Here is an 18,089-nt window from a genome sequence, read left to right on the forward strand (position 1 = left end):
CTCTCTTGAACCTGCGCGACCACCTATAATTTCCTCGGAAATCATCGCAGGGATCGCCTATGAAGCGCTTTATTCAAGGTGAACATCGAGGCCAAAGTACTTTACTTCCCGAGAGCCTCGATGACTACGTCAGCGATATCAACCCGGTGCGCGTAGTCGACGTCTTTGTCGATGAACTCGACTTGGTCAATCTGCGTTTTGAAGGTGCCATCCCAGCCGATACAGGCCGGCCTGCTTACCATCCCTCGGTCTTGTTGAAGATCTACATCTACGGTTATCTCAACCGCATCCAGTCGAGCCGACGTTTGGAGCGAGAAGCCCAACGCAACGTCGAGCTGATGTGGCTGACCGGGCGGTTGATGCCTGATTTCAAAACCATCGCCAACTTCCGAAAAGACAACAGCGAGGCCATCCGAGGCGTCTGTCGCCAGTTCGTTGTGCTGTGTCAGCAGTTGGGACTGTTCGGAGAACATCTGGTCGCCATCGATGGCAGCAAATTCAAAGCAGTCAACAACCGCGACCGCAATTTCACCAGCGCCAAACTGAAGCGGCGAATGGAAGAAATTGAATCGAGCATCAATCGTTACCTGACGGCACTCGATGCTGCCGATCGGCAAGAACCAACAGCTTCCGAGCCCAGTGCCGTGAGGCTGGAAGAGAAAATCGCCAAGCTCAAAACTCAAATGAAGGAGCTTCAGGCGATCGAAATCCAGCTCAATGAATCGCCGGACAAACAGGTCTCACTGACCGATCCAGACAGCCGATCCATGATGACGCGCGGCACGGGAATCGTTGGCTACAACGTGCAGACAGCGGTCGATACGCAGCACCATTTGATCGTTGCGCATGAGGTGACCAACGTCGGTTCTGACCGCGATCAACTCAGCTCGATGGCCAAGCAGGCCTGCGAGGCGATGGCGTCAGATACGTTGTCGGTGGTGGCGGACCGAGGTTACTTCAAAAGCGAACAAATCCTGGCCTGTCATGATGCAGGCATCACCGCCTATGTGCGCAAGCCGATGACCTCTGGAGCCAAGGCTGACGGGCGTTTCAATAACGATGTCTTCGTCTATGACACGGCAAAAAACGAATACATTTGCCCGGCTGGAGAGGCGCTGATCTGGCACTATTCCTACGTTGAAAAAGGCCTGAAGCTGCATCGTTACTGGAGTTCGAAATGCCAGGGCTGCGCGTTGAAATTGCAGTGCACACCGAGCACGGAACGACGAGTTCGACGCTGGGAGCATGAAGACGTATTGGAGGAGATGCAGCTTCGGCTGAGCAAAGCACCAGAGATGATGCGAGTCCGAAAACGGACGGTTGAACATCCCTTCGGGACGCTCAAACAATGGATGGGTGCAACGCACTTCCTGACGCGAAAGCTGGCCGGGGTGAGCGCGGAGATGAGCTTGAATGTGCTCGCCTACAACTTGAAACGGGTCATGAAAATCATCGGTGCCAACGGTTTGATGAAAGCGCTGTTGGCCTAAAAAAGGCTGATTTTGGCCCATCCCAGAGGCTGTAAAAACGGCGTTGACGTGTTCCAGGTCGCGACTGATGCGACACGCAGCATTTGCCTTGTGATCGTTCCGCCAAGAGCGTCAATGATCCAAGACGATGAGGCCCATGAGCGTTTTTACACACTCTGGGCCGATCGCAGCCCGTCACGAAGGGCTGCCATAACCTATAGAGGCCATCCACGGATGGTGACATTTCGACGGTTAACACGACAACCGCCTTGATAAACACAGGGGCGAGCGCATAGTTTCAGGCGTGCAATTATGAATCACAGCATGTTGCTGCTAGTACAGGACCCTGGCTTTTGGGAGAACCGTATGAGCGAAGCAAATCAAGTCTCGGTGCGCCATCTGAGTCATTTCATTGACGGCCAAGCAACGGCAGGCACGAGCGGGCAGTTCGCCGACGTGTTGGACCCGGCGCAAGGCCGGGTGACGGGCCGCTTGCCAGTCGCAAACGCAGCTGAAGTTGACGCGGCCGTCGCCGCTGCGAAAGCCGCGTTCCCAGCCTGGAGCGAAACCCCGCCGCTTGAGCGTGCGCGGTTGATGTTCAAGTTCAAGGAGCTGCTCGAGGCGCATAGCGCATAGCGCCGAGCTCGCCGAGCTCATTACCCGCGACCACGGCAAGCTGTTTGAAGATTCAAAGGGCGAGGTGATACGCGGGATTGAAATTGTCGAATTCGCCTGCGGCATTCCAAACCTGCTGAAGACCGATTTCACCGATCAGAGCGCCCCCGGCATCGACGCGTGGAACCTGCGTCAACCCGTCGGCGTGGCCGTGGGCGTCACGCCATTCAATTTCCCGATGGTGGTGCCGTGCTGGATGTTTGTAATGGCAGCCGCGACCGGCAATACGTTCATCCTTAAACCCTCGGAGCGTACTGCGTCGCCATCGATTCGGCTTGCGGAGCTGTTCATCGAGGCGGGCTTTCCCAAAGGGGTCTTCAATGTCGTGCATGGCAGCAAGGCTGTCGTCGATGCGCTGATGCAGCACCCCGACGTGGCGGCGGTTTCCGCCGTCGCCTCGACGCCGGTTGCCGAATACATCTACAAGGAAAGCGCGAAATACGGCAAGCGCGTGCAGGCATTGGGCAGTGCGAAGAATCATCTCGTGGTCTTGCCCGACGCCAATCTCAATAAAACTGTCGATGCGATCATCAACTCGGCATATGGCTCGGCCGGCGAGCGCTGCATGGCGACCTCAGTCGTGGTAGCGGTGGGGACCAAGGGTGATGAGCTGATCGAGCGTCTCGTACCGCGCGTGCGTTCGCTCAAGATGGGTGGCGGCATGGAACCCGGCCTGGACATGGGGCCGCTCATCAGCGCCGCGCATCGCACCAAGGTGTTGGGCTATATCGAGGCGGGCGTCTCGGCAGGGGCAAGTCTCCTGGTCGATGGTCGCGACCTGACAGTGGCTGGCCGCGAAGAGGGCTTCTTTCTCGGCGGCTCGCTGTTTGACCAGGTGACGCCGGAAATGAGCATTTACCGAGAAGAGATTTTCGGCCCGGTCCTGTCGGTTGTCCGGGTGCCTGATCTCGCAAGCGCAATTGCACTGGTCAACGCCCACGAACTGGGCAACTGCGTATCGCTTTACACCTCCGACGGCGGCGCGGCGCGCGCATTCACCCGGCAGATTCGGATCGGTATGGTGGGCATCAACATTCCGAGTCCGGTGCCATCGGCGTGGCATTCGTTCGGGGGCTGGAAGCGATCGATGTTCGGTGATCATCACGCCTACGGCGAGGAAGCCGTGCGCTTTTATACTCGCTACAAGAGTGTCATAGAGCACTGGCCTGACAGCATTGCCTGAAGTGCGGAATTCGCGGCGTTTGTGGCCGGGTAAGCCGGCGCGAGCGTCGCGAAGCCACTGTCAGCTGAATGAGGTACTTCAGGGCGCCGCCCACCCTTAGCCGAGTTGCTCGGCAAGCCCGACGATGATGCCCTCAAACCCCACGAATATAGGCGAGCCGGTAAGATTTATCGTACTGCATCTGGCCAATGAGTTCTGCGCCATGGGCCTGCATCCGCGCAACGACAACATCGACCTCATCGACGACAAACATGATGCGTCTGCCTTGAAGATCGAAACGGTATCTAGCGTTTTTACACACTCTGGTCCGATAGGCGCCTGTCGTGAAGGGCCGGTTTCGACTGGAGCTGACGTTGCATTTGCCGACGGGTACATGGATTCGGGGTATGGCTGGAATTAAATGCAGATTGGCACAAAAAGTATGCAAACACCTGAACGGGATCCTTCAATCCTCGTTACCCTGACATCCATGGGTGATGAACGTAGAACCCAATCGGGTTCCTGGATTCACGTGATGCTTGATCTTGAAGCTACTCACCAGGTCTTTACCACCTATCACCAACGAGAGAGCCAACTGAGCGGTAGGGATGACCGTAAATTCGCGGGAGAAGCACATGATGAACACGAAAAAACTGAGACACATTCTTGCCGGTTTAACGCTGTCATTTGGCGCTGTGCATTCGCATGCCGAAGAGGTCAAAAAAGTCGATATACTGCTGATCGGTGGCGGCATCATGAGCGCGACCCTGGGCGTTTGGCTAAATGAGTTGGAGCCGGGGCTCTCGATGGAGATGGTCGAGCGCCTCGACGGTGTCGCCCTGGAAAGCTCCAATGGCTGGAACAACGCGGGTACCGGTCATTCGGCATTGGCCGAGTTGAATTACACACCGCAAGACGAGAACGGAAAAGTCACAATCTCGAAGGCCATTGAAGTCAATGAAGGCTTCCAGCTGACCCGGCAATTCTGGGCTTGGCAGGTCAGGCAAGGCGTGCTGAAGAACCCGCGTTCGTTCATCAATTCCACCCCGCACATGAGCTTCGTCTGGGGCGATGCAAACGCCAGCTTTCTGAAAAAGCGTTATGAGGCGTTGCAGGCTAGCCCGTTGTTCCGCGGCATGCAGTACTCCGAAGACCCGGCCGTGATCAAAAAATGGGTTCCGCTCATGATGGAAGGGCGTGATCCGAAGCAAAAAATCGCGGCCACGTGGAACCCCAATGGCACCGATGTCAATTTTGGAGAAGTTACCCGCCAACTGGTCGGTTACCTGCAAACCTCGCCGAAATTTGCCCTGAAGCTGTCAAGCGAAGTGCAGGACATCACCCGAAACGAGGACGGTAGTTGGCGCATCAGCTACAAAAACCTCAAGGACGGTAGCGAAACCGTAACCGATGCCAAGTTCCTGTTCATCGGTGCGGGTGGTGGCGCGCTGAAGCTGTTGCAGAAATCGGGTATCCCCGAGGCCAGGGAATATGCAGGCTTTCCAGTGGGCGGCTCATTCCTGGTGACAGAAAACCCGGCCATCACCGAGCGGCATCTGGCCAAGGCCTACGGCCAGGCGTCGGTGGGGGCGCCACCCATGTCGGTTCCGCATCTGGATACCCGTGTACTGGACGGTAAGCGCCTGATCCTGTTCGGACCATTCGCAACCTTCAGTACCAAGTTTCTCAAACAGGGCTCCTTTCTGGACTTGCTGAGTACTACCACAATAGACAATGTGTGGCCGATGACTCGCGTCGGCATCAAACAATATCCACTGGTCGAGTACCTGGCTGGCCAACTGATGCTATCGGACGAGGATCGCCTCAATGCTTTGAAGGAATACTTCCCCAACGCCAAAGCCGAAGACTGGCGTCTGTGGCAAGCAGGCCAGCGCGTGCAGGTGATCAAGCGTGACGAAGCTGCCGGTGGCGTCCTGAAACTGGGCACGGAGATTGTTACGTCCCAGGACGGCACCATTGCCGGTTTGCTAGGTGCCTCTCCAGGCGCGTCGACCGCAGTACCCATCATGGTGAACTTGCTACAGAAAGTCTTCAAAGACAAAGTCGCGACGCCCGCCTGGCAGGAGAACCTGCATCAGATCCTCCCGAGCTACGGTACCCAACTTAACGACGATCCGGCAAAAGTGGCCGAAGAGTGGGCGTATACCGCCAAGATACTTGAACTGATGCCCCCACCGGTGATCAGTCAAGTCGCTACGCCGATTGCTGAAAAAGAGGAGGGCAAGCCGATAAAAGAAAAGGCACCAGCTGACATGGCTCTGTGATTAACAAGACCACTCATTCGGAGTGCTCGGTGTCGCTGACCTAGAGACGAAAGCCCGCTGGACGTTAACGGTCAGCGGGCTTTTTAATGGATCGATACGCGCACCCCAGGGAATGCATTCCATATTGGGGGCGCGGGCTTAGCTCTATCCACCAATGGGTTTGGTAGCATTGGGGAACACAAACCTGCATGGCCCGAACGGGATAAGTTATTGGGCGCGCATTTGGCTGCCAGGCTGAATTGCTCCCGGTATTCCAGGCGCTGGACCTGTCTATGACAGGTCGCAATGTCCTCTGCCAATGTCCGTGTATGGCCGATTTCTGCCTGTCACGACCCGCGGTAAATTTAGGTATGAATAATTTGTTCGGGGCTCTCCAGAGCCGCAAGGAAGTCGTGTTCACCCTCAGCTCCCCACCATGGTGTTGGCGCAGACGCCGAATTGCCCTGGTTGCCGAGATGTCACTGACCCAGTCCAATTCCTCGCAAACCATTGCCTGTTCTAGATTTAGTGTCGATTTTGAAGTGGGTCAGTCTTACATCGGCACCTGGGTCAATTCGGCTTCGGCGTCTACACCTGATTAAGTGGCAGCGCGTGCTGAGCCAGCAACAGCAGACCCTGACCCACTTCGCTCGAGCGCGGCAGGCCGTGCCTGAGGAGAAAGTACAGGAAGTTGTCCTGCAGGCTCGGTGGATCACCGAGCTGCTGGCTTGAGTCCGGTCTAGGGTTTGCACGAAAAGTCGCCGAGCGGCGATCAGGTAAGGCGAAGATAGGCGAGGAACGGCCGGGGTCGCGCTCGACTTTACGGGTGTACAGGCGTTATCCCCTACGCGATTCATTACGCTGCATCACAAATGATGTTCCCGTCCCCGAATTTGTTCATTCAAGGCAACATTCTAAAGTCCACTCCACTTGCGGCCTCATCACGCCGATGGGGAGCGAACTGGAGACTTTTCAATGCCTTTTATCAGCGTTCGTATCGCCGCGATGGCGTTACCAAGGAACAGAAAGCTCAGGTAATCGCCGAAATCACCCAAACCATGCAGACCGTCCTCAACAAGGACCCGCATCTCACTCATATCGTGATCGAGGAGGTGGATACCGATAACTGGGGCTATGCTGGCATCACCACCACCGAGTACCGCAAAAATCTGGCGGAATCTAAATCGTGACTCAGCCCGTCAGAATCGACTTTGTGTCGGATGTCGTGTGCCCGTGGTGCGCGCTTGGCGCCACAGCCCTGGAGCAAGCCATAGAGAATCTCGCCGGCGAAGTCGCCGTCGAGCTGACGTTCAAGCCCTTCGAATTGAACCCGGACATGCCGGCCGAGGGCGAGCACGCAGTCAAGCACATGATGCGCAAATATGGTCGCAGTGCTGAAGAAGTAGCCTCTCGCAATGAAATGGTAGTCGCCCGTGGCGAAGCCATCGGCTTTCACTTCGATCTGGAAAAACGCAGTCATTTCTACAACACCTTCGACGCCCATCGCCTTCTGCTGTGGGCGGTAAAGGAAGGTCGCCAGATCGAACTGAAGAAAGTCCTGCTGAAGGCGTATTTCACCGACGGCCAGAACCCCAGCAACCACGAAACCCTGGTGCGTCTGGCCGGTGAAGCAGGACTTTCCACCACCCGCGCCCGCGAGGTGTTGGCAACCGGGATGTTCGCCATCGAAGTCCGTGAGCTCGAGAGCTTCTACCGCGAGCGCGGGATCAATTCGGTCCCGGCCATGGTGCTGAACGGTCGTCAGTTGGTGGCTGGATCACAGTCAGTTGAGCAATACGAAGAAGTCCTCCGGCAGATGGCGCGAGAGCCTGCTACTGCCTGATGGCTCAGCTTATCCACTTAATTCGCATTCATTAATTATCGGGAAATCATCATGAGCAATTCGAAAAAAGTAGTTGTGGTCACTGGCGCATCCCAAGGTCTGGGCGCAGGCATCGTCGCGGGTTTCCGCAAACTCGGTTACCAGGTCGTCGCGAACTCTCGTTCAATCAAGCCGTCAACCGATCCGGACATCCTGACCGTAGCCGGTGATATTGCTGATCCGGCCACCGCCGAACGCATCATCCGCGAAGGTGTGGCTCGCTTCGGTCGCATCGACACCCTGGTGAACAACGCCGGAATCTTCCTGGCCAAGCCTTTCACCCAATACACCGGAGAAGAATATGCAAACACCGTTGCCACTAACATGGGCAGTTTCTTCCACATGTCGCAGCAGGCCATCGCCCAGATGGAAAAACAAGGCCAAGGTGGTCACGTGGTCAGCATCACCACCACGCTCGCCGACCACGCCATCGATGGCGTGCCTTCGGTGCTGGCATCGCTGACCAAGGGTGGCATGAACGCAGCAACCAAATCGCTGGCGATCGAGTACGCCAAGCGCGGCATCCGTGTCAACGCCGTATCCCCAGGCATCATCAAGACCCCGATGCACGGTGAAGAAACCCACGCAGCGCTGGGCAGCCTGCACCCGGTCGGCCACATGGGCGAAGTCGCCGACATCGTCGGGGCCGTTTTGTACCTGGACAGCGCCGCATTCGTAACCGGGGAAATCCTGCACGTCGACGGCGGCCAAAGCGCCGGTCACTAAACGGTTAGCCTGACGCTTAAAAACTGCGTGCACTGACGTAGCGCAGGGACCGGCTGGCCCTGCTTTTCCAGTCTTCCCTGCGCTACGCCGTACAGCCCTCAATCGTGCTTTCCCCCGCTGGAGGTTCTTCATGAAACTGCAACTTTTAACCGCTGCGCTGATCATCAGTGGCCTGACTTTCTCAGCCGCCACTCAAGCTGCCGATACCTCGACGGCGACCAAAGCGTCGACCAGCAAAACCAGTTCAGTGAAACAGGAAGTCAAACTGACGCGCGTCACGCCGGAATACTGGCGTGTCACCTTCCACAATCCGCCGTTCAACATCTATGGCCCGGAAACAATGCCGCAGTTGAACGAGGTCATTACCGCGATAGAAAACGACGCAAAAGTGCGCGTGGTGGTGTTCGACAGCGACGTGCCGGACTTCTTCCTCACCCACTACGACTTCGTCCCACCGCTGACCGACACCACCAACATGCCCAACGGCACGACCGGCCTGCCGCCGCTACCCGACATGCTGGTGCGCTTGAGCAAGGCACCGGTGGTGTCGATCGTGTCGATCCGTGGCCGCGCAACCGGCGTGGGCAGCGAACTGGCGCTGGCCAGCGACATGCGATTCGCCAGCCGTGAAAAAGCCGTGCTGTCGCAGTGGGAAATCGCCGCGGGTCTGGTACCGGGTGGTGGGCCTAGCTCACGCTTGCCACGCCTGATCGGACGCGGCAGGGCACTCGAAGTGCTGCTGACCGGCGAAGACATCAACGGAGATCTGGCCGAACGTTATGGCTACGTCAACCGCTCACTGCCGGACGCGCAGCTGGACGGCTTCGTCGACGCCATGGCCCGCCGCATCGCCAGGTTCGACCGAGAAACGATTGCTGACATCAAGAACTTGGTCAACAAGTCCAGCTTGCCAGCGGACGAAGACATTGGTGCTGAATGGAAAGGCTTCATTGACTCGGTACAACGACCCGCGACGCAACACCGCATCAAGCAGTTGATGGACATGGGCCTGCAACAGAAAGCCGATGTCGAAAAACGCCTGCCTGTGTACACCGGAAAAACCGGCGACGCAGCCAAGTAGCGTTTTTTTGATTTAACTGATCATGCCCACTGCCCGATTACTCGGGCAGTGGGCTTTCAAATGGCGGTTACTGCGCCTTCAGCGTCTTGTTCAAAAACTCATCGATCAGGCTCGCGATTTCATCGGGCTTCTCATCAAGGGCGAAGTGCCCCGCTTCCAGCACGTGAATCTCAGCCTTTGGCAGATCCCGGCGATACGCCTCGGCTTAGGCGATATCGAATGACGGATCGTATTTACCCCACACCACCAGCGTCGGCGGCTGATGCTCGCGCATCCATGCCCGCCACTTCGGATAGCTGGCGAAGTTGGTGCGATAGTCATAGAACAGATCGCTCTGGATATCGGCCTGACCCGGTTGATTCAGGAAAGTGAATTCATCGGTCCAGAGATCCGGATTAAAATGCTCGACGCTGGGGCTTGAGCCGATGTGCCGCTGCTTGGTTGTCGCCAGCGAAAAAAGGCTTGCACGCAACCCCGCTTCGTTGGCGGCGGGATTAGCCCAAACTCGCGCCGTTTCTGCCACAACGGCCCCAAGCCATCTTCGTGCTGTCGACCATCATCTTTTTCGCCCTCGGTTTCGTGCTGTTGTCGACCATGGCGCTCAGGTCGCCGATGTTGGATGAGACCCTCGGTTATCCGCCTATCACTACAGGTGGCATGACCATTCCGCGGGGTGTTGGAATCGTTGGTGCGTTCATGTTGATGACCCGGGTTCCGGCGTATATCGACAGCCGATTTTTTGTGGCCCTGGGCGTAGGCCTTGATGTATGCCAACTGGTCGATGCTCAGTTATTCGCCTTTGATGGATTGGCCGCCAGTGGCAATTGCCGGTGCCATCCAGGGCGTTGGCCTCGGCATTTTGATGCCGTCGATCAGCAAAGTAGCGTTCAGTACGTTGGACCGGAAATTCCGCCCGGAAGGTACCGGCTTTTTCAATCTGGCACCGGTGTATTGGAGCCAATCGGTGTTGCGGTGGTGCAAGCGTCGTTCTTCAACAATACGCAAGCAGTGCATTTGGCACTCGCCACCCATCTGACGCCCTTTGCCGATGCTGCCCACGCGGTGACGGTGTCGACGCCTTTGCAAGCGGTTGCAGGCCTCAACGAAATGATCACCGGCCAGGCCGCCTTTATCGCCGTTATCGACCAGTTCAAGATCTTGATGATGGCAATGGTGGTGGTGAGTCTATCTTTCTTCGCAAACCTGCCCCAACCAAATAGCTCGTGGAGTCTGCCAAATGATATTTAATTCGCTCAAAATCAACAGACACCTGTTCCGTACCAAGGTTGGGGCGGTGTCGGCTCTTATGTTTCTGTCTGCCTGTACCGTCGGCCCTGACTTTGAAGCGCCCGCGGACAGCACGTCGCAGCACTATGATCAACAGGCCGAGCAGCGTCTTGGCGAGAACGGCAACACCAGCGGTAAACAGCACATTGACCTTGGCAAAAAGGTCAACGGTGACTGGTGGTCTGCTTTCCATTCGCCCAAGCTCGACAGCGTGGTACGCCGGGCCATTGACGGCAACCTTGAGCTGGTAGCAGCCGACGCAACGATTCGCCAGGCGGCGTCCTCGGTCGCGGCGGCGGAGGGTGCACTGTCTCCCCAGGTCGGTCTTGGCGCTGCGGCTGTCCGCTCGCGGACCCACAACGGGCCCGAGCCAGTCGTCTCCAACTTCTATTCAGTTGGGCCGCAGGTCGCCTTCGACCTTGATGCTTTCGGCGGTATCAAGCGTGAGGTCGAACAACAACAGGCGTTTACCGATCTGCAGAAGCATCGCTACGAAGCGGCTTACCTGACCCTGACAGGCGATGTGACCAGCCAGGCAATCCTGGTGGCCTCTGCCAGCGCGCAGATGGTTGCCGTCGAGAAGCTGCTGGCCAATGACGCAAAAAACCTCGACCTAGTGCGCAGGGCTCATATAAGTGGCGCGACCACGCAAATCGATGTTTCGCTGGCCGAGACGCAGCTCGCTCAGGACCGCACGCTGTTGCCGCCCCTCGCTCAGCAGCGTGATTCGGCCCGGCACGCACTGTCGATTCTGACGGGCAAAGGTCCGGGTGACTGGCTCCCGCCTGACTTTGCGCTTGACGAGTTCGTCTTGCCGCCAAACGTGCCGGTCAGTTTGCCCTCTGAAATGGCCCACGACCGGCCGGACATCCTGCAAGCAGAGTCTCAGATGCACATGGCCAGCGCCGCAGTTGGCGTAGCGACAGCGAGCCTCTATCCGCACATCGAGCTTTCTGCATCACTTGCCCAGGCGGCTTCAGGCAATGGCGGCGCTGCGCTCTGGGGTTTCGCTGCGGGGCTGACAGCTCCGATCTTCAGCGGCGGAACCCTCGAAGCTGAACGTCAGGCTGCTGTCGACGGCTACAAGGCAACCCTCGCCGGCTACCAGCTGACCGTCATTAAGTCCTTTGGTCAGGTCGCCGACACGTTGCAGGCGATCAACCATGACGCCGAGGAAAAGCTGGCGCAGGACGACGCGTTACGCGCTGCCGAAACCAGTTTTCGTTTGAACCAACAAGCCTACGCCCAAGGCGAGAACAGCATTCTCCAGGTATTGGAGGCGGAGCGTGCGTATGAGCGGGCGTTGTTAGGCCAAATCAGAGTGACGACGGCGCAGTATCTCGACACAGTGCGATTGTTCGTGGCGCTTGGCGGTAATTCCGTCGGTGTATTTGCACAACGCACTGCCAATCGCGGCTAACGGAAAGGTTCGGATCAATGGAGGGTGTGACATAGAAGCGGGCGTCGAGCGGACGCCCCAGACTCTGGAGAGAAGACATGACAAGTTACGATCACTTCGCGATACAAGGTTTGCGCTTAATCATGGATCTGTCGAGATGCCAGCCGTTGGCTTTGGCACGCTGTTTCGAGATCTAAACACTACCAAACAAGCGGTCAAGGATGCGTTGGAAATTGGATTTCGTCATTTCGATTGTGCAGAGCGCTATCGAAATGAGGACATGATCGGCGTTGCTTTCCAGGAGGTTCTGGCGGCGGGTAAGGTGCGGCGCGAAGACCTGTTCATTACTACCAAACTATGGAACACCAACCATCGTCCCGAGCGCGTCGAACCTGCTTTTTCGGCAAGTTGCCGGCGACTTCAGGTCGACTATATCGACTGCTACATCATCCATACGCCGTTTGCCTTTCAACCCGGCAACAACCAGGATCCAAGGGACGAACAGGGTCAAGTCATCTACGACTCAGGCGTGACGTTGATAGAGACGTGGAGGGCACTTGAGCACTTGGTGGATGAAGGTCGGTGCAGGTCCATCGGCGTATCTGATATCACGCTGGCCGCTTTAAAAGAAATTGTCACAGTAGCCCGGATAAAGCCCTCCGTGGTGCAGGTCGAGTCCCACCCTTATTTGCCTGAATGGGAGCTGCTTGAATTTTGTAAGGCGCACGGAATCATCGTCCTTGCGTTTGCACCGCTCGGACATGGCATGGAGCCGAACTTGCTGGAAGATTCGGTGATTACCGGGATCGCTCAGCGCCAGCATAAGACCCCGCCTCAAGTTGCATTGGCCTGGGCCGTACAGCGCGGCACTGCCTTCCTGACCACGTCTGCTACACCGAGCCATATCCAGGAAAACTTTGATATTTCGACTTTGCCTCAAGAGGCCATGCGTGAAATGAAGGAAGATATTACGACACGGATAAGATTCAACTCGGTAGTGGAAACCGGTGTGCCTGGATTTATTCCGCGCAAGAAGTAATACAGGATAAGGGGCGGTCCTCTGCAGGGCCGCCTTTTTTCATCAAAGGGGAAAACAATGGACATATTCCAAACCATGCGTCTTTTCATCGCCGTCGCTCAGAGCGGCAGCTTTACCGCCGCGGCCAAACTATTGGACACCAATACCGGTAACGCTGATTTCCTAGACGCGTTCGACTGGCTCCTTTTGGCCCAGAGTGTGTAAAAACGTCAGATTGAGTTTTCTGTATCGACGTCAGCAGCCCGTGCTTTCGTTTCGCAAACTGATCAACATCACGACGTTTTGAGGAACAGCTAAACGGCTCAACAACCTCTGAAAGTCCTTTGGATGGGGCAAAAAGAGCGGTTTTTACGCCGCTAACGCATTCATCAAACCAGCGGTGCCGATGATTTTCATGACCCTTTTCAAATTGTAGGCGAGCACGTTCAGACTCATCTCTGCACTGACCCCGTTGAGCTTTCGCGTCAGGAAGTGCGTTGCACCCATCCATTGTTTGAGCGTCCCGAAGGGATGCTCAACAGTCCGTTTTTGGATCCGCATCATTTCCGGCGCGTTGCTTAGCCTGTTCTGCATTTCCTCCAGGACGGCTTCATGCTCCCAGCGTCGAACCCGCCGTTCCGTGCTCGGTGTGCACTGCGGTTTCATTGCGCAACCCCGGCATTTCGAACTCCGGTAACGGTGCAACGTCAGGCCTTTTTCAACGTTGGTATAGCGCCAGATCAGCGCCTCTCCAGCCGGGCAAATGTATTCTTTTTTTGCCGCGTCATAGATGAAGGCATCGTTATTGAAACGCCCGTCTGCTTTGGCTCCAGAGGTCATCGGCTTGGGCACATAGGCGGTGATGCCTGCATCGTGGCAAGCCAGGATTTCTTCGCTTTTGAAGTAACCTCGGTCAGCCACTACCGACAACGTTTCTGCCGCCATCGCTTCGCGGGCCTGCTTGGCCATCGAGCTGAGTTGATCGCGGTCGGAACCGACGTTAGTCACCTCGTGAGCAACGATCAAATGGTGCTGAGTATCGACCGCTGTCTGCACGTTGTAACCGACGATTCCAGTGCCGCTAGTCATCATGGAACGGGCGTCTGGATCGGTCAGTGAGACCTGTTTATCCGGCGATTCATTGAGCTGGATTTCGATCGCTTGAAGCTCCTTCATTTGAGTTTTGAGCTTGGCGATTTTCTCTTCCAGCCGCACGGCACTGGGCTCGGAAGCTGTGGGTTCTTGCTGGTCGGCTTCGTCGAGCGCAGTCAGATACCGATTGATACTCGATTCAATTTCTTCCATTCGCCGCTTCAGTTTGGCGCTGGTGAAATTGCGGTCGCGGTTGTTGACGGCTTTGAATTTACTGCCGTCGATGGCAACCAGATTTTCTCCAAATAATCCCAGCTGCTGGCACAGCACCACGAATTGGCGGCAGACGCCTCGGATGGCCTTGCTGTTGTCTTTTCGGAAGTTGGCAATGGTCTTGAAATCGGGCATCAAGCGGCCGGTCAGCCACATCAATTCGACGTTACGCTGGGCTTCTCGCTCCAGGCGCCGGCTCGACTGAATGCGGTTGAGATAGCCGTAGATGTAGATCTTCAGGAGGATCGCGGGATGGTAAGCAGGCCGGCCAGTATCTGCCGGTATAACGCCTTCAAAACCCAGTTTGACCAGGTCGAGTTCGTCAACGAAGACGTCGACTACGCGCACTGGGTTGGTATCGCTGACGTAGTCGTCGAGGCTCTCGGGAAGTAAGGTGCCTTGGCCTCGATGTTCACCTTGGATAAAGCGCTTCATGGGCGATCCCTGCGATGAAACCCTCAGAAATCATAGCAAGTGTTCGCGAAGGCGTTTTTACACACTCTGGGCCGATTGCTGCCGGTCACCACAAGCAGCTTTAGGTCGCCAACAGTCGGTTGTGAATTAACCGATGACATTCCTGCGATTTGATATGGGCAGACCCCGGTCGCCCGAGCCACGAAAACATACGTGTGAGGCCCGCATGTGGACTACGCTTTGGATTCCAGGTTGGAAAGGTCAGGTTCTTTCAGGGCACTGAAAAAAACTGACCTTTCCCTAAGTACTACAGGGAGTTAATCACCATGATGTTGTCGCATTGCACGCAGTCCTCCTCACATCTCCGTTGGGAGAGTAGCGATACTCTGCTAGGCAAGGAGACTCGGATGCGGCGCAACCGGGTCGTTCACACCGGTGTCGGTATCCTGGGGGCTTTCGCGCTCGGTCTGCTGCCCACTCCGGCCATGTCAGCCACCGACACCGCAACCATCGCCGTCTCCGCGAGCATTGTCGCCGGTTGCGGGATCACGGCTTCTCCCTTGGCCTTCGGCGCCTATACAGGCGTGCAAACCGATGTCGAGACCAGCCTCTCGGTCAACTGCACCAACACGACGTCCTATAGCGTCGGCCTCGGTGCCGGGACGAGCGGCGGGACTGCGACAGCCCGACAGATGCAGATGTCCGGTACTCCGGCTATCAAGCTGTTCTATGCGCTGTACTCGGACACCACGCGGTTGACCAATTGGGGCGACACCGGTGGCACTGGTCTCGCCACCGGAACCGGCAGTGGCTCCGCCCAGGTGATCCCGGTCTATGGCCGGATGGTGGCAGGGCAGCTTAGTCCGCCGGGCACGTACGCCGACACAATAACGGCCACCGTCACCTTTTGACCTCAAGGGCCGTGGTCAGGCCCGCTTCTTCCCACCAGAAATTTTACCGGTGCCAAAGCAATCACTGACATACACACACGAAATGTGCCCCTTCGTCGCAAAGGTGCGGATTTGACGCGTTAAATGCCGCCTTGACTGGTTGTTTCCCCCTTGGATGCTAACCTCCGCTTGCGAATAACCCCTTATAGGGAATGGGCATTTGAATGGACTCGGTTTTTTGGCAGTCATGGGCACGATGCTCAGTGCGACGGCGTTGGCGGCGCAGCTTCAGGTTGAGGTCCGGGTCAATGTGCAGCGCGGTTGCCAGTTGGTTGGTCAACAGCGCGAGGCGGGTATCGAGCAATTGGGTGTGCTCGACTTCGGCACCACTGCCCGCCTGGACGATCCGGCCGGGCCATTGAGCGCAGCACTGCTTGACGCACGCCTGCCGCGTCTGGAATGCAATCCCGATACCCCTTACCAATTACAGGTCGACGGCGGCCTGCATGGCGGCGTAGGCGAGGTCCGCTATCTGGCGGGCAGCGCGGAGCACAGCAAACCCATTCCTTATCGTCTTTATCAAGACGCCGCGCGGCAGATTCCGCTGCCGGTGAACGTGTTATTGAGCGCACGGGTGCCGGATTCAGGCACGGTGGATTTGCCCCTGTATGCACGTATTGAAAGGCTGGCCGAGATCCCCCATGCCGGCCGTTATTCCGACCTTTTGAAAGTGACCGTGAGCTGGTAGCAAGGCGTTGAGTGACACCTGTCCGATGGATTCGGGCAGCACAAGGAACGTCGTTCGCAAGCGGACGACCAATGTTTGAATTCTGATGGAATCAGGATCGGTGCAAGACGATGAAGAGTTGGGTGGTGATGACCCTCGGCACAGTTCTACTACTGGCTGAGGAAGCGCAAGCGGCGATCAGCGGGCAGATTGATGCGCGGCTGATAATCATCGACAGTTGTGAAGTGACCAATGACGCCACCCATACCCCCGGCAGCCCGGTCAGTGATTTCGGGCTGTTGGATTTCGGCTCGCAAGGTCCGACCTGGACCAGCCCGATCAATGCGAACCTGAATGATGCCGGCAACGGCAAGCTGAAAGTCTCCTGCAACCCTTCGGTCACCGGTTTCACCGTGACCATCGATGGCGGCGCCCATGGCGACGGCACCACTCGGCGCCTGAGCAATGGTACCCAAACCATCCCTTATCGATTGTTCCTCGATGCTTCCGGTGGCGACAGCTACAGCATCGACCAACAACGCAATTTCGCTGTTACCAATGGAGGCCAGATACCAATCCCGGTATTTGGCTCGGTGGTGGCGAATACCAGCGCGGTCCCGGCGGGGGTCTATACCGACACCCTGACGGTCACGCTGGATTGGTAAACTCCAGAGGATGGACATCATGCAGAAGAAGCTTGTATTAAGGATTGGTTTGTCAATGCTCGGCCTGGCGCTGTCTTACAGTGCCAATGCGGTCACCACGGTCACCGGCCAGATCAGCACCAGCATGACGCTGACCAGTAGTTGTGAGGTCAACGGTGCTGGCGGGAGTAGCGGGCTGAATTTCGGTGCGCTGGATTTTGGCACCACAGGCAGTCTGTTCACCGCAGCGAACGGGCAGGTGCTCTCTGGCGGCGGCGCGCTGTCGATTCTCTGCTCCAGCGGTACTACACCAGCGATGAAAGTCCGCGCCGGTGCCCATGACGGCGGATCTGTCGGCGGCAGCCGGGCGCTGGCCGATGGCAGCGGCCACTTCGTGCCTTACGACCTGTACACCGACGCCGGTTATGAGGACATCCTTGCGATTGACACGGTGATCAACCTCGATCCCAGTACCGGTGTGGCGCAGACGGTGAACATCTATGGCAAGGCCGTGGGCAAGGCAGGCTTGCCCGCAGGCATTTACTCCGACACCGTCGCTGTCGAGTTGAGCTTCTAGTGCGATGGCCGGTCACGGTCGTGCCGCCCTGATTTTGCTCTGCGCGACCGGTTTGCCGCTGCCGCTGGCGGCGGTGACCAGTCAGAGTTTTCAGGTCAGCGCGACTGTGACGGCGGCCTGTCTGGTGATGGGCGGGGTTTCCAATTACGGCAACCTCGATTTCGGCACCCAATCGGCGCTGGCGACCAACACCGTGCAGGTGCAAATGAGCGCCGGCGTGCAGGTGCAATGCACGCCAGGCGTGACCCTGAACATGAGCGTCGATGGCGGCCAGTACAACAGCAACGGGCGGCACCTTCAGCTCGAAGGCGGCAGTGCCCGGGTGGCCTATCAGTTGTTCAGTGACGCGGCCTTCAGTGAGAGCCTGGGCATCGGTCAGAGCGTGGCCGTGGCCTACAGCGATGCGAACAACATCAGATTGCCTATTTACGGACAAGTGCAGTTACCGGGTGATCAGCCCGGGGGGATTTACAGCGACGTGCTGCAGGTGCAGCTGTCGTGGTAGCACG

Annotated in this window: 14 protein-coding genes and 5 pseudogenes; 17 read left to right on the plus strand and 2 right to left on the minus strand. The window is 57.1% G+C overall.

Annotated features, from left to right (window positions below):
• The first annotated feature begins 59 nt into the window (after positions 1–59).
• The 8 genes and pseudogenes from ACYZTW_RS11380 to ACYZTW_RS11415 all read left to right on the plus strand — a co-directional run bounded on the left by ACYZTW_RS11380 (position 60) and on the right by ACYZTW_RS11415 (position 9,259).
• Positions 60–1,490, plus strand: a complete 1,431-nt coding sequence (locus ACYZTW_RS11380) for an IS1182 family transposase (protein WP_462004919.1) — start codon at positions 60–62, stop codon at positions 1,488–1,490.
• A gap of 345 nt (positions 1,491–1,835) precedes the next feature.
• Positions 1,836–3,327 (plus strand): annotated as a pseudogene (locus ACYZTW_RS11385) (CoA-acylating methylmalonate-semialdehyde dehydrogenase).
• 617 nt (positions 3,328–3,944) lie between these two features.
• Complete coding sequence (mqo, locus tag ACYZTW_RS11390; protein WP_462005738.1) at positions 3,945–5,591, plus strand: malate dehydrogenase (quinone); 1,647 nt, start codon at positions 3,945–3,947, stop codon at positions 5,589–5,591.
• A gap of 573 nt (positions 5,592–6,164) precedes the next feature.
• A pseudogene (locus tag ACYZTW_RS11395) lies at positions 6,165–6,302 on the plus strand (tRNA (adenine-N(1))-methyltransferase); the annotation flags it as partial.
• Positions 6,303–6,545: 243 nt separating this feature from the next.
• Positions 6,546–6,760, plus strand: a pseudogene (locus tag ACYZTW_RS11400) (tautomerase family protein).
• On the plus strand, positions 6,757–7,413 hold the full coding sequence (locus ACYZTW_RS11405) for a DsbA family oxidoreductase (protein WP_462004920.1): 657 nt from the start codon (positions 6,757–6,759) through the stop codon (positions 7,411–7,413). Before ACYZTW_RS11400 ends, ACYZTW_RS11405 begins: the two are co-directional and overlap by 4 nt.
• A gap of 51 nt (positions 7,414–7,464) precedes the next feature.
• Positions 7,465–8,178: an SDR family NAD(P)-dependent oxidoreductase gene (locus ACYZTW_RS11410; RefSeq protein ID WP_462004921.1), complete on the plus strand. Its 714-nt coding sequence runs from the start codon at positions 7,465–7,467 to the stop codon at positions 8,176–8,178.
• A 130-nt stretch (positions 8,179–8,308) separates the two neighbouring features.
• Entirely contained in the window at positions 8,309–9,259 is a 951-nt protein-coding gene (locus ACYZTW_RS11415; RefSeq protein WP_462004922.1) for an enoyl-CoA hydratase/isomerase family protein, read from the plus strand.
• Positions 9,260–9,464: 205 nt separating this feature from the next.
• Here the strand turns inward: ACYZTW_RS11415 and ACYZTW_RS11420 are convergent, their stop codons facing one another.
• The gene (locus tag ACYZTW_RS11420; RefSeq protein WP_462004923.1) at positions 9,465–9,782 is read right to left on the minus strand and encodes a hypothetical protein; all 318 of its coding nucleotides are present in this window, start codon (positions 9,780–9,782) and stop codon (positions 9,465–9,467) included.
• A 17-nt stretch (positions 9,783–9,799) separates the two neighbouring features.
• Between ACYZTW_RS11420 and ACYZTW_RS11425 the strand changes: the two are divergent.
• The 4 genes and pseudogenes from ACYZTW_RS11425 to ACYZTW_RS11440 form a co-directional block, all read left to right on the plus strand.
• Positions 9,800–10,479, plus strand: a pseudogene (locus ACYZTW_RS11425) (MFS transporter); the annotation flags it as partial.
• Between the two features lie 17 nt (positions 10,480–10,496).
• Positions 10,497–11,966 carry an efflux transporter outer membrane subunit gene (locus ACYZTW_RS11430; RefSeq protein WP_462004924.1) on the plus strand — a complete coding sequence of 490 codons (1,470 nt, stop codon included), beginning with the start codon at positions 10,497–10,499 and terminating at the stop codon, positions 11,964–11,966.
• Positions 11,967–12,102: 136 nt separating this feature from the next.
• Positions 12,103–12,984, plus strand: coding sequence for an aldo/keto reductase (locus tag ACYZTW_RS11435; protein ID WP_462004925.1), 882 nt, complete (start codon positions 12,103–12,105; stop codon positions 12,982–12,984).
• Positions 12,985–13,041: 57 nt separating this feature from the next.
• Positions 13,042–13,137, plus strand: a pseudogene (locus ACYZTW_RS11440) (LysR family transcriptional regulator); the annotation flags it as partial.
• 195 nt (positions 13,138–13,332) lie between these two features.
• On the opposite strand, the gene ACYZTW_RS11445 reads toward ACYZTW_RS11440, so the two are convergent.
• The gene (locus ACYZTW_RS11445; RefSeq protein WP_462004926.1) at positions 13,333–14,763 is read right to left on the minus strand and encodes an IS1182 family transposase; all 1,431 of its coding nucleotides are present in this window, start codon (positions 14,761–14,763) and stop codon (positions 13,333–13,335) included.
• A 386-nt stretch (positions 14,764–15,149) separates the two neighbouring features.
• Between ACYZTW_RS11445 and ACYZTW_RS11450 the strand changes: the two genes are divergently transcribed.
• The 5 genes from ACYZTW_RS11450 (at position 15,150) to ACYZTW_RS11470 (ending at position 18,085) form a co-directional block, all read left to right on the plus strand.
• On the plus strand, positions 15,150–15,653 hold the full coding sequence (locus ACYZTW_RS11450; protein ID WP_462004927.1) for a Csu type fimbrial protein: 504 nt from the start codon (positions 15,150–15,152) through the stop codon (positions 15,651–15,653).
• 226 nt (positions 15,654–15,879) lie between these two features.
• Positions 15,880–16,380 carry a Csu type fimbrial protein gene (locus tag ACYZTW_RS11455; protein WP_462005739.1) on the plus strand — a complete coding sequence of 167 codons (501 nt, stop codon included), beginning with the start codon at positions 15,880–15,882 and terminating at the stop codon, positions 16,378–16,380.
• Between the two features lie 110 nt (positions 16,381–16,490).
• Positions 16,491–17,024, plus strand: coding sequence for a Csu type fimbrial protein (locus tag ACYZTW_RS11460; RefSeq protein WP_462004928.1), 534 nt, complete (start codon positions 16,491–16,493; stop codon positions 17,022–17,024).
• A 19-nt stretch (positions 17,025–17,043) separates the two neighbouring features.
• Entirely contained in the window at positions 17,044–17,580 is a 537-nt protein-coding gene (locus ACYZTW_RS11465) for a Csu type fimbrial protein (protein WP_462004929.1), read from the plus strand.
• Between the two features lie 4 nt (positions 17,581–17,584).
• Complete coding sequence (locus ACYZTW_RS11470; RefSeq protein ID WP_462004930.1) at positions 17,585–18,085, plus strand: Csu type fimbrial protein; 501 nt, start codon at positions 17,585–17,587, stop codon at positions 18,083–18,085.
• The last annotated feature ends 4 nt before the right edge of the window (positions 18,086–18,089 follow it).

It is taken from the genome of Pseudomonas sp. LB3P25 (assembly GCF_054897985.1).